Genomic DNA, 11597 nt, shown 5'->3' with positions numbered 1-11597 from the left:
GGCCTTTCATTGCTTTACTGGGTGCAGTCAACTGGAGTCTTCTGTGGAAAAAACAACAAGTGGCTGGGTCAACGGACTGATCGGTGTGGCAATTTTTGCAGGATCGTTGCCCGCGACCCGTGTCGCGGTGGCTGACTTCCATCCAACGTTTCTCACTGCCGCGCGGGCAACGGTCGCCGCCCTGCTGGGCCTGTCGCTCCTGCTCCTGTTCCGGCAGCCTCGGCCTCAACGCGCGGATGTTCACCCTCTCGCGGTCACCGCTCTGGGCGTGGTGGTCGGTTTTCCGCTGCTGACCGCGCTGGCGCTGCAATACATCACCTCCGCCCATTCGATAGTCTTCATCGGGCTGCTGCCCCTGTGCACCGCCATCTTTGCCGTGCTTCGCACCGGGGAACGCCCCCAGCCCGCTTTCTGGCTGTTCTCGATCGCCGGTGCGGGCTGCGTCGTCGGCTATGCGGCCATGGGCGGCATCACCGCATCCCTGCAAGGCGATTTGCTGATGCTGGGAGCCGTCATTATCTGCGGCCTGGGCTATGCGGAAGGTGGACGCCTGTCTCGCACGCTGGGCGGCTGGCAGGTCATTAGCTGGGCACTGGTGCTCTCATTGCCTCTGATGCTGCCGATCACGCTGCTGACCATGCCCGCATCGTTTGCACACGCCAGCGTGCCCGCGTGGATAGGCTTCGCCTATGTTTCTCTGTTCAGCATGCTGATCGGTTTCGTATTCTGGTATCGCGGACTGGCACAAGGCGGCATTGCAGCGGTCGGGCAACTCCAGTTGTTCCAGCCTTTCATGGGGCTCGGGCTGGCCGCGCTGCTGCTCCACGAACAGGTGAGCTGGACGATGCTGGCCGTGACGGCCGCAGCGGTAGCCTGTGTCGTCGGCGCGAAGAAGTACGCCCACTAAGCTGCCCTGCACGATATCCCCCCGGCAGGCGCCGCGGCCCAGCCATGCACGAGGAACTGGCAGGCACGGTCTTCGGCCTGCACCACGGCGCCAGCGGGCGCGATATCATCGCGCTTTCGCCGGCCGTTTTGCGCAGGCCGGGTTTATTGCGCAACGTCTGGCGCCTCCAGCATGGGCACGGCGTTTTCGTCAGTTCTTCCTCCTTCGCCAGGCCTTCCGTGCTGGAAGCCCCCTTTTCCGATGACTCACTTCGCCACGCCATTCCTGATTCGACGTATCTATTTCATTGGCCTGGGCGCCATAGGACTGAAGTACGCCGCCCGTTTGCACGACCAGGATGCCAGCCAGGTCAAGGTCATTGCCTCAGCGGCACGTATCGGTGCCTTGCGCGCCCAGCCGCCCACCGTAAACGGCAAACGCTACGACTTTGAATTTGTGGAAACCGGGCAGCCGGCGCCCCCGGCAGACCTGATTTTCGTCGCCGTCAAAGCCGGCCAGCTGCCTCAGGCCATCGCGGACCTGCGCAGCTTTGTCGGCCCGGATACCTGTGTGGTCTCGCTCATGAACGGTATCAGCAGCGAAGAACAGATCGGCGCGGCGATCGGCCCGGAACATGTGCTGTATGCCAATGTCTATATGGACGCCGTGCGCAACGGCAATGCCGTCACCTATCACGACATCGGCCGCATCGTATTCGGCGAGAAAGACAACACGGTTCGCTCCGCACGGGTCAATGCCATCGAAGCACTGTTCCAGCGTGCCGGTATCCCCTGCGTGATTCCGGCCGACATGATGCGTGCCCATTGGGCCAAATTCATGCTCAACGCCGGCATCAACCAGGCATCGGCCGTCCTGCGCGCGCCCTATGGCACTTTCCAGGTCAACGATCACGCCCGGGCCCTGATGATCGCTGCCGCCGAGGAAGTGGTTACGCTATCGCGCCATGCCGGTATCGGCCTGGGGCCGGAAGATATCGAGAACTTCGTGCGCATCATGGATTCCCTGACCCCGACCGCCAAGACTTCCATGCTGCAGGACATCGAAGCCGGCCGGCCGACTGAGGTTGACCTGTTCGCAGGCACCATCATCGAGCTGGGCCGGCGCTACGGCGTACCCACGCCCGTCAACCAGACGCTCTACCTGATCATCAAGGCGATGGAAACCTGATGCCGCCGCGTCTCCCAGCCCCCCGCACGGCGGCAGGCAGCCAACCGGAAGCCTGCCCCTCGCAGGCAGGCACCCGTCATGCCAGCAGCATCACGCCCAACACCAGGCAGAGCAGCGCAATAAACGCATAGGCGTGGACACTGTCGGGAATTCGGCCTATCCAGCGCGATGCGAGCCGTATGCCTGCCCAGGAACCCAGCACCAGCGCCGCGCAGGCGCGCAAATCCACGAAACCGGCATACCCTGGCCCCAAGGCTGCCGCCCCATGCCAGGCCAGGACGATATAAGCCAGGGTGCCAACAATAGCCATGGGCAGCGACAAGGGATTGGCCATCGCCGTGGCTGCCGTCATGCTGGCGCCACGCCGCCGCATCAACGGCACCGTCATGACACTGCCGCCCACGCCCAGGAATGCAGCAATCGCCCCGATCGCCAATCCGGCACCTGCCGTTTGCCCTGCTCCCATCGGCGCCATGCGCCCTTCCCCCTGCTTGCGAAAACCGTCACGCAGCAGGCAGTCCAGGATCGTCACCGCCAGATAGGCAATAAAGGCCCAGCGCAGCCATGCGCCCCCCAGCCGGACGGCTGCCGCGGCGCCCAAGGCCGCGCCAACCGCGATATAAACCATCAAGGACTGCACCTGCGCCCATTGCAGGGTGCCCGCCTTGCGATGCCGCAGCGTTGCCAGCGAGGCGCCGAAAATCATCGCGCAAGTCGAGCTTGCCACCGCAATATGCATGGCCGACTGCCCGACGACACTATTCGGCCCATGCGTCGCCAGCAAAACCGAATACAGCACAGGCACTGCCACGAAACCGCCGCCAAACCCGAACAGCACCGTCGTGCAACCGGCCAGAACCCCGAAACCCAATAGAAGCAGATAGACCATGGCATGAACCATTCCTGAAAAATCTCAGGATAGGCCTGCGACCCGATGGCTGACATTCGGCAAAAAGACAAATATGCTTTTGTTTCGGCCAGAACGGCATTACGCTCCCCCTTTCCGGCGCCAGCCAAACTTCCGTCTCCCCCCATGCGCAATATTCCGCTGGATACCGTAGATGCCACCCCTAGAGCCGTCCTGGCCATCGGCACCGATTACCCGCCGGGCACGCTGCTGCCCACACACGCGCATCGCCGCGCCCAACTGCTGTATGGCATGACCGGGTTGATGGAAGTGGAAACTGCGGACGGCACCTGGGTCATCCCGCCCTACAGCGGCGTCTGGATACCGGCGGGCCAGCCACACCAGGTACGCATGCAAGGCGTCAGCACGCGCAGCTTGTATATCGCCCCTGCTGCGGCACCGCGTCCAGCCCGGCACTGCGAGGTTCTGGTCATCACACCGCTGCTGCATCAATTGCTGCTCGCCTCGGCCGAACTGCCTGCGCTGTATGACGAACAGGGGCGTGATGGCGCGCTGATACAGCTGATTCTGCATGAAATTCGCCAGGCGCAGACCATGCCGCTGTTCGCACCCATGCCGCGAGACCCGGCGCTGGCCGGATTATGCAAAGCCTTCCTGCGCCACCCCAATCTGCGCAGCCTGCCGGAAGACTGGGCAACGAGCCTGAACAAAAGCCCGCGTACCTTCAACCGCCTGTTCCGTCAGCAAACCGGCATGTCCTTCGGGCAGTGGCGCCAGCAAGCCTGCCTGCTGGCGGCCCTGGCACGCCTGTCTGTCGCAGGCGCTTCTGTGACCCGCATTGCGCTGGATCTGGGCTATGACAGCCCCAGCGCTTTTTCCACCATGTTCCGACGCAAACTGGGGCTGGCGCCATCGGCTTTCCTGGGGGAAAGCGGCAGCGCGTCCGTTAAGCAGGATGTAACACGCGCCGCGTGACCACCGCTTATTTACGGGTGCGGGCCGTCACCGAAACGTGATTCTGGCGCAGGGCTTCCAGATCAATGGTGGCCGCCCGGTTCAGCACTGCCGCCACTTGCACCCGCAAGGCCTGGGTATGGGCATTGCGAATTTCTCGCTTTACCTCCAGCAGGCGCTGCGAATCCATGGAGAACTCACGCAGCCCCAGCCCCAGCAACAGGCGCGTCAGGGCGGGATCCCCGGCCATTTCTCCGCACACGGCAACCGGCTTGCCAAAACGGTCTGCCGCATTGATGACCTGAGCAATCAGGCGCAAAACCGCTGGGTGCAGCGGGTCATAGAGATTGGCAACGTCGTTGTCGCCACGGTCGATCGCCAGCGTGTACTGGATCAGGTCGTTCGTGCCGATGGAAAAGAAATCCAGCTCATCCGCGAAGGGCTCCAGTGCCAGGGCCATGGCAGGCACCTCCACCATCGCGCCCAGCGGAATGTCCTCACTGAAGGCATGGCCGCGCTCGCGCAGCTCGGCCCTGACATCATTGAGCGCAAGCTTGACTGCCCGCACTTCCGCCAGATTCGACACCATGGGAATCATGATGCGCACATTGCCATGCGCCGACGCCCGCAAAATGGCTCGCAGCTGCGTCGCGAACATGTCCGGACGCGCCAGGCAGTAGCGGATGGCGCGTCGTCCCAGTGCCGGGTTCAAGGCGACGCTGTGTTCGCCATCCAGCTCCTTGTCCGCGCCCAGGTCCAGTGTCCGTATGGTCACGGGACGCCCGGCCATCATGCGTGCCACAGACGCATAGGCCTCGTATTGCTCTTCCTCATTGGGCAATTCGGAACGGCCCATGAACAGGAATTCGCTGCGAAACAAGCCGATGCCGTCGGCGCCGGCTGCCAAGGCCTGAGGCGCTTCATCAGGCAGCTCGATATTGGCATTGAGCACAATGGAAACGCCATCCAGCGTCACGGCCGGCTCGTCGAGCAACAGCCCCAGGGCCGCGCGCTGTTCAGCATGGCGCTGCTGCAAAGCCCGGTATTCGTCCTCGATCATCGTGGTCGGGTTCACGATGATGACGCCATCGGCGCCATCCACGATCACCGCATCGCCATCGCGCACCAGTTCGCTGGCGCGGCTGGCCGCCACCACCGCCGGCACCCCCAGGCTACGCGCCACAATGGCGGTATGGGAGGTGGCGCCGCCAAGATCGGTGACGAAAGCGGCAAAGCGCCCGCCCCGCAGGCGAATCATGTCCGCCGGGGAAATATCATTGGCAAAGACGATCAGCGGCTCGGCGTCCGCCCTGCCTTCATCCAGTGGAAACAGTGCCGGCCGACCTGACAAGACACGAATGACGCGTTCAATGACCTGACGGATATCTGCGCCGCGCTCACGCAGGTACTCGTCCTGCATGGCAGCGAACTGGTCATTGAATATCTGCCCCTGCACGGTCAGCGCCCACTCGGCGTTGTAGTGGCGCTCGGCAATCAGGGCGCGGGTCTGCTCCGACAGCATGCGGTCGCTGACCAGCAACACATGCACATTCAGCAGCGCAGCCAGCTCTTTGGGCGCATCGTCCGGCAGACTGCGAATCAAACTCTCCAGCTCTTCCCGCACCGCATGCAGCGCCTGGTCGAGCCGATGGCATTCGCGCTCCACATCTTCCGGCGCAATCCGGTAGTGGGCCACCTCTAGTGTGGCAGCGCCCATGATAACCGCCCTGCCGATGGCGTAGCCGCGCGCCGCAGCCAAGCCATGCAAGGTGAAAACACTGCCTCCGTGCAGGCCTTCCGGCCTACTGCTCTTCACCGAACTTGTCATCGAACAATGCCTTGATATCTGCCAGCGCCTTGTCGGCGTCCTCGCCTTCGGCATCTATCGTTACGGTAATGCCTTTCCCGGCCGCCAGCATCATGACGCCCATAATACTCTTGGCATTCACGCGACGCTGTTCGCGAGCGATAAATATTTCACTGTTGAAACTACCTGCCAGCTGCGTGAGCTTGGCTGCCGCCCGCGCATGCAGGCCCAGTCGATTGCTGATAACGATATCTACGGAAGGCATGAACTCGAATGACTGTGAAAGGTAAGCGGAAATGGCCAGGCCGGCGCCCCTTCAGGGCTTGAATACGGCAACGCCATGCGTTGCGCCGGCTGCACCACACTCGGCCAGTTCCGACAACGGCCTGGCCCGATAGTTCAGAATTCTCAAAAGCATAGGCACATTGACGCCAGCCAGTATTTCGCAGGATCGGCCCGTCTCGACTGCCGCCTGGGCGGCGCGCAGCGCGACATTGAACGGTGTCGCGCCGACCAGATCCACGAGCAGGATGACGCCTTCGCCGCCATCCTGGGCGACGATGTGCTGCAAAATCTCCTGCAGCAAAGCCTCGGGCTGCGCATCCGCCTCCACATCGACACAGGCCAGATTGACCTCGCCCAGCACATGCCGGGCACAGGCCGCCAATGCCGCTGCCAAGGGCGCATGCGCCACCAGCACGACGCCCACCACTCAGGCGGCTCCCTGCTGCGGGCGCTGCGCGGCCTCTTCCAGCGCCTGGGCAAAGCGCGCCGCGACATCAAAACCGGTCTGTTCGGTAATTTCGACGAAGCAGGTGGGGCTGGTCACGTTGATCTCCGTCACATAATCACCGATGACATCCAGGCCGACCAGCAGCAAACCACGTTGCGCCAGCACCGGGCCGATGGCCTTGGCAATTTCCAGGTCACGGTCCGACAAGGGCTGGGCGACTCCGCGCCCCCCTGCGGCAAGATTGCCGCGCGATTCGCCGGCCAGCGGAATCCGGGCCAGCGCATAAGGCACCGGCTCACCGTCAATAATCAAGATACGCTTGTCGCCCTTGACGATCTCAGGGATGTAACGCTGCGCCATGATGCTGCGCGTGCCGTTATCCGTCAGGGTTTCGAGAATGGCACCCAGATTGGGATCCTGGCGCGCCACACGGAAAATCCCCATGCCGCCCATGCCATCCAAAGGCTTGACGACGACATCGCCATGCTCGGCATGGAAGGCACGCAAGCGGGTCATATCGCGCGTCACCAGGGTGGGCGCGGTATAAGCGGAAAATTCGGTAATCGACAATTTCTCAGGGTGATTGCGGATCGCCGCGCCCTGATTGAAGACCCTGGCGCCAGCCGCCTGGGCAAAGTCGAGCAGATGGGTGGAGTACACGTACTCCATATCGAATGGCGGATCTTTGCGCATGACCACGGCGCCGAAATCGCTCAAGGCGATATCCAGGGGCTCGCCCGCAGCGCGCCACCAATCCTGCCCATGCAGGTCGGCATCCGCCAATAGCTGAACAGGTTCGGCGCGGGCCAGCACGGCACCGGCTTCGATGTACAAATCGCCTTGCAGGGCGACGCTGATCTCATGGCCGCGTGCGCTCAGCGCACGCATCATGGCCACGGAGCTATCCTTGTAGGCCTTCAGGCCGGGCAAGGGATCGACGATGAACAAAATGCGCATGGACATTCCTGGAAAGCCACCCACGGCCGGCACGTCCATTCGCGCTGGCTCACGCCCCATGCCTGATGGCAGCCGCAGGATACAACCACGCTACCGGTCAGGGGCGCGCAGCATCTTGAAACACTGGCGGCGAGACGCGCCCATCAAAGGCGCGCCCGCCATCCCGCATCACTCGCCAGGCTTGCCAGCGGCTTTCTTGCGGGGGGCCAGCACCATCACCATCTGGCGTCCTTCGAGCTTGGGCATGGCTTCGACCTGGCAGAGCTCTCCCATGTCGTCGCGAATGCGTTCCAGCACCCGCATGCCCAATTCCTGGTGCGCCATTTCACGACCACGGAAGCGCAAGGTCACCTTTGCCTTGTCGCCATCCTCGATAAAGCGGCGCAGATTGCGCAGCTTCACCTGGTAATCGCCTTCATCGGTACCAGGACGGAATTTCACTTCCTTGACCTGAATGACCTTTTGCTTGGCGCGCGCCTCGGCCTGGCGTTTCTGTTCCTGATAACGGAACTTGCCATAATCCATCAGGCGGCAAACAGGCGGAGATGCATTGGGCGCGATCTCGACCAGATCCACATCTTGCTCTTCGGACAGGCGGAATGCTTCGGCAATGCGAACAATGCCGAGCTGCTCTCCGTCGAGACCTATCAGACGCACCTCGGGAACACGGATTTCACCATTGATGCGATTGGGCTTTTCGGTGGCGATGTTGAAGACTCCTAGAAAAATTAAGCAGTTTCCTGCTGGGTACGAATGTCATCGCGGCGGGTGGCAACTTCTTCGGCCAGCCGGGCAGAAAATTCTGCCACCGGCATGACACCGAGGTCTTTGCCCCCGCGCGCACGGACCGCAACTGTCCCGGCCTGGCTCTCTTTATCGCCCACAACCAGGATGTACGGTACCTTCTGCAAACTGTGTTCGCGGATTTTATAAGTGATCTTTTCACCACGCAAATCCGACTCCACCCTAAATCCTTGTTTTTTCAAGGATTGGGTGATTTCTTCCGCATATGGGGACGAAGATGCGGAAATACAACACACCACGGCCTGTACCGGCGCCAGCCAGGACGGCAAAGCCCCTGCGTGGTTTTCGATCAGCATACCGATGAAACGCTCCAGCGACCCGAGGATCGCGCGGTGCAGCATGACCGGCGTACGGCGCTGGTCGTTTGCATCCACATATTCCGCGCCCAGGCGTACCGGCATGGAGAAATCTACCTGGATCGTGCCGCACTGCCAGTGACGGCCGATGGCATCACGCAACGTGTATTCGATCTTGGGGCCGTAGAACGCCCCCTCCCCCGGAGAGATTTCGAACTCGCAACCGGTACGGCGCAGGCTTTCCATCAGCGCATGCTCGGCCTTATCCCAGACCGCATCTTCACCGATGCGCTTTTCCGGACGCGTAGCGACCTTGTAGAGCACATTGTCGAAACCGAAATCGGCATAGACCTTTTTCAGCAATGCCGTGAAGGCCGCGCATTCATCCTGCAGCTGGTCTTCGGTACAGAAAATATGGCCGTCATCCTGAGTGAAGCCGCGCACGCGCATCATGCCGTGCAAGGAACCGGAAGGTTCGTTGCGATGGCACTGGCCAAATTCGCCATAACGCAGCGGCAGGTCACGGTAGGAATGCAGGCTGGAATTGAAAATCTGCACGTGGCCCGGGCAGTTCATCGGCTTCAGGCCGTAAACGCGGTTCTCGGACTCCGTCGTGAACATGTTCTCGCGGTAGTTATCCCAGTGGCCGGTTTTCTTCCAGAGTGACAGATCGAGAATCTGCGGCGCCTTCACTTCCTGGTAGCCGTTGTCGCGGAACACCTGGCGCATGTACTGCTCGACCTGCTGCCACAGCGTCCAGCCCTTGGGGTGCCAGAACACCAGGCCCGGGCCTTCTTCCTGGAAGTGGAACAGATCCAGCTCGCGGCCGATGCGGCGATGGTCGCGCTTTTCGGCCTCTTCCAGCATTTTCAGGTAAGCGTCCTGCTCTTCCTTGGTATTCCAGGCCGTGCCGTAGATGCGCTGCAGCATCTCGTTCTTGCTGTCGCCGCGCCAATAGGCGCCGGCAACCTTCATCAGCTTGAAAACCTTGAGCTTGCCCGTGGACGGCACGTGGGGGCCGCGGCACAGGTCGATGAAACTGCCTTCGCGGTACATCGTCAGCGTTTCATTTTCCGGGATCGAATCAATGATCTCGGCCTTGTATTTCTCGCCGACGCCCAGGAAGAAATCCCGTGCTTCATTGCGGCTCCAGACCTCGCGCGTAACGACCTCGTCCTTGCGGGCGAGTTCCGTCATGCGCTTCTCGATGGCTTCGAGATCTTCAGGCGTGAACGGACGCTCGTAGGCAAAATCGTAGTAGAAGCCGTTTTCGATGACCGGGCCGATGGTGACCTGCGCCTCAGGGAACAAATCCTGCAGGGCATAGGCCATCAAGTGCGCGGTGGAGTGGCGCAGGATCTCCAGACCGTCGGGGTCCTTGCCCGTCACGATGGCCAGATGGGCATCACGCTCGATCAAATGCGAAGTATCGACCAGACTGGAAGGCTTGCCATCATAGGAAACCCGCCCGGCCAACGCAGCACGCGCCAGGCCCGAGCCGATGGATTGCGCGACTTCAGCGACCGTCACCGGAGCGGGAAAGTCACGCTGTGAGCCGTCTGGCAAAACTATCTGCACCATTTCATCTTCCTGATTGAGCAATAAAAAACGCGGCCTGTGGGCCGCGTCTTGTTCGTGGATTGCCTGTAGATCCCGGCTTTTCAGCGCGACCACGACTCTCCCGGCGTGCACACGGCTGCACGCGGAGAATAGGTAGTAGTTCGTGTCGTCGAGAACGCCATTTCAGTGCACGCTGATAACCTGCATCGCAGGATTGGGATACGCTTTCACATCTGGGCGGCGCAAATGCGCTCAAATGCGGGCGGACGGATGGACATGCCACCCCTATCACTTATACTGATTGTAGCATCAGGCCGAGCCCCGATGCAGGCTGCCGGGCAATGTCAGGCAAAAAACCAGGGCTGGCGCAACAATCCCGGATGCTGCCCCCCTTCGCCCAACGATCAAACCCGGCACCTCACTCACTGCCAGCCGTCGCGTGTCGGGCGGAGCTGGGCTGGCCTTGACCCTGGCCAGCCCAGCCAGCCGATTCAATCCCTCACATCAAGTCCTTCACTCTCGCCTGCGTCAATCCCGCAAGATACGCACGACATCGACATCAATTTCCGGTGCGCGAGTCAGGCCAGTGTCCACTTCGCCGGAGATTTCAACCCGCGTTTTCTCATCCACAGGCTCCCGCGGGAAGTCCTTATCGTCAATCTCTACCTGGATTTCGCCTGTGCCATCGGAAAACAGGTAACGTTCCTTGCCGGTCTTGCGCAGCAGATGGCCCGTCAAGGTGACCCATTGATCATCCTGGGGCTTGTCCAGAATCGTCCGCACATCCGGCGCAGCCGCGACACCCGGGCCCACGTATTGCGCCACGGCAGGTGCCGACACCATCGCCATGGCGGCAACCGTTGCCATGCTGGCCACGGCAGAACTCATGAAAGTCGAAATACGCATAAAAATACCCCCCTACAAGATTTGACCAAGACACCGTCTGCCGCAACGACCACCCGCAAGCATTCCCTTCATTGTGCCTGACTTCAGGCAACTGCCGCACCCTTTGTGAACCATCCCCTCGGCCATGGGCACACATAGCCCGCCCTCACGGCAGACAACAGCACAGCCCTCTCTTCTCCACGCCCCGCCGCTGTCCTTATTTGCCACGCAGGCGTTCAATCAAGCGGCGGTCACGCTTGGTCGGACGGCCTGCGGCAATCTCCAGCGACGGCTCTGGCGCCAGGCGCCGCATCTCGGCCGCGCGTTCGCGCGCCGCCACGCTTTCGGCCGTTTCCTCATACAAGGTACGGGCAACGGTCGCCGGGCCGCGTACCGCCCCTGGCACCCTGACCACCACCTCGATGGGCGGATCCTCCTTGCGTATGCGCAAACGATCCCCCGGGCCAATTTCCCGGGCAGGCTTCGCAGCCTGGCCATTAACCTCGACCCGGCCCTTGCCGATCTCTTCCACCGCCAGGCTGCGCGTCTTATAGAAACGCGCGGCCCACAACCATTTATCCAGCCTGACCTTATCGCTCATTTTCCTGCCATCCCGGACGCTGACCACTGCATCATAGCCGCCCCTTTACCCACCATTC

General features: G+C 61.7%; 12 protein-coding genes. 3 read left to right on the top strand and 9 right to left on the bottom strand.

Going from position 1 to position 11597, the window contains the following annotated elements:
- Nucleotides 1-43: 43 nt before the first annotated feature.
- Both ACNA1V_RS15960 and ACNA1V_RS15955 read left to right on the top strand, forming a co-directional pair.
- Nucleotides 44-907, top strand: coding sequence for a DMT family transporter (locus ACNA1V_RS15960; RefSeq protein WP_415834579.1), 864 nt, complete (start codon nt 44-46; stop codon nt 905-907).
- 240 nt (nt 908-1147) lie between these two features.
- Nucleotides 1148-2074, top strand: coding sequence for a ketopantoate reductase family protein (locus ACNA1V_RS15955; protein WP_415834578.1), 927 nt, complete (start codon nt 1148-1150; stop codon nt 2072-2074).
- A 76-nt stretch (nt 2075-2150) separates the two neighbouring features.
- Here the strand turns inward: ACNA1V_RS15955 and ACNA1V_RS15950 are convergent, their stop codons facing one another.
- Nucleotides 2151-2963, bottom strand: coding sequence for a sulfite exporter TauE/SafE family protein (locus ACNA1V_RS15950; RefSeq protein ID WP_415834577.1), 813 nt, complete (start codon nt 2961-2963; stop codon nt 2151-2153).
- Between the two features lie 144 nt (nt 2964-3107).
- Between ACNA1V_RS15950 and ACNA1V_RS15945 the strand changes: the two genes are divergently transcribed.
- On the top strand, nt 3108-3917 hold the full coding sequence (locus tag ACNA1V_RS15945) for an AraC family transcriptional regulator (RefSeq protein WP_415834576.1): 810 nt from the start codon (nt 3108-3110) through the stop codon (nt 3915-3917).
- Nucleotides 3918-3924: 7 nt separating this feature from the next.
- Here ACNA1V_RS15945 and ptsP read toward each other — a convergent pair whose 3' ends face one another.
- The 8 genes from ptsP to ACNA1V_RS15905 all read right to left on the bottom strand — a co-directional run bounded on the left by ptsP (nt 3925) and on the right by ACNA1V_RS15905 (nt 11539).
- Nucleotides 3925-5724: a phosphoenolpyruvate--protein phosphotransferase gene (ptsP, locus tag ACNA1V_RS15940; protein ID WP_415834575.1), complete on the bottom strand. Its 1800-nt coding sequence runs from the start codon at nt 5722-5724 to the stop codon at nt 3925-3927.
- On the bottom strand, nt 5699-5968 hold the full coding sequence (locus ACNA1V_RS15935; RefSeq protein ID WP_415834574.1) for an HPr family phosphocarrier protein: 270 nt from the start codon (nt 5966-5968) through the stop codon (nt 5699-5701). The genes ptsP and ACNA1V_RS15935 overlap by 26 nt, the downstream gene beginning before the upstream one ends.
- A 51-nt stretch (nt 5969-6019) precedes the next feature.
- On the bottom strand, nt 6020-6415 hold the full coding sequence (locus tag ACNA1V_RS15930; RefSeq protein ID WP_415834573.1) for a PTS sugar transporter subunit IIA: 396 nt from the start codon (nt 6413-6415) through the stop codon (nt 6020-6022).
- Nucleotides 6416-7393: a glutathione synthase gene (gene gshB / locus ACNA1V_RS15925; protein WP_415834572.1), complete on the bottom strand. Its 978-nt coding sequence runs from the start codon at nt 7391-7393 to the stop codon at nt 6416-6418.
- A 168-nt stretch (nt 7394-7561) separates the two neighbouring features.
- Complete coding sequence (gene infC, locus ACNA1V_RS15920) at nt 7562-8122, bottom strand: translation initiation factor IF-3 (protein ID WP_415834600.1); 561 nt, start codon at nt 8120-8122, stop codon at nt 7562-7564.
- Complete coding sequence (thrS, locus tag ACNA1V_RS15915) at nt 8122-10074, bottom strand: threonine--tRNA ligase (RefSeq protein WP_415834571.1); 1953 nt, start codon at nt 10072-10074, stop codon at nt 8122-8124. Before thrS ends, infC begins: the two co-directional genes overlap by 1 nt.
- 507 nt (nt 10075-10581) lie before the next feature.
- A complete protein-coding gene (locus ACNA1V_RS15910) occupies nt 10582-10959 on the bottom strand; it encodes a YgiW/YdeI family stress tolerance OB fold protein (protein ID WP_415834570.1) in 378 nt (125 codons plus the stop codon).
- 196 nt (nt 10960-11155) lie between these two features.
- The gene (locus ACNA1V_RS15905) at nt 11156-11539 is read right to left on the bottom strand and encodes an RNA-binding S4 domain-containing protein (protein WP_415834569.1); all 384 of its coding nucleotides are present in this window, start codon (nt 11537-11539) and stop codon (nt 11156-11158) included.
- Between the last annotated feature and the right edge of the window lie 58 nt (nt 11540-11597).

This window comes from Kerstersia similis, assembly GCF_965139615.1.
In the GTDB taxonomy this organism is placed as follows: domain Bacteria; phylum Pseudomonadota; class Gammaproteobacteria; order Burkholderiales; family Burkholderiaceae_B; genus Kerstersia; species Kerstersia similis.
The sequence above is the reverse complement of the archived record's forward strand: the minus strand, read 5'-3'. Positions and strand labels throughout refer to the sequence as shown.

Excerpts from the sequence above, each read along its gene's own strand:
- ACNA1V_RS15955 (WP_415834578.1), top strand. The coding sequence starts at position 1,148 with ATGACTCACTTCGCCACGCCATTCCTGATTCGACGTATCTATTTCATT.
- ACNA1V_RS15950 (WP_415834577.1), bottom strand. The coding sequence starts at position 2,963 with ATGGTCTATCTGCTTCTATTGGGTTTCGGGGTTCTGGCCGGTTGCACG.
- ACNA1V_RS15945 (WP_415834576.1), top strand. The coding sequence starts at position 3,108 with ATGCGCAATATTCCGCTGGATACCGTAGATGCCACCCCTAGAGCCGTC.
- ptsP (WP_415834575.1), bottom strand. The coding sequence starts at position 5,724 with ATGACAAGTTCGGTGAAGAGCAGTAGGCCGGAAGGCCTGCACGGAGGC.
- ACNA1V_RS15935 (WP_415834574.1), bottom strand. The coding sequence starts at position 5,968 with ATGCCTTCCGTAGATATCGTTATCAGCAATCGACTGGGCCTGCATGCG.
- gshB (WP_415834572.1), bottom strand. The coding sequence starts at position 7,393 with ATGCGCATTTTGTTCATCGTCGATCCCTTGCCCGGCCTGAAGGCCTAC.
- thrS (WP_415834571.1), bottom strand. The coding sequence starts at position 10,074 with ATGGTGCAGATAGTTTTGCCAGACGGCTCACAGCGTGACTTTCCCGCT.
- ACNA1V_RS15910 (WP_415834570.1), bottom strand. The coding sequence starts at position 10,959 with ATGCGTATTTCGACTTTCATGAGTTCTGCCGTGGCCAGCATGGCAACG.
- ACNA1V_RS15905 (WP_415834569.1), bottom strand. The coding sequence starts at position 11,539 with ATGAGCGATAAGGTCAGGCTGGATAAATGGTTGTGGGCCGCGCGTTTC.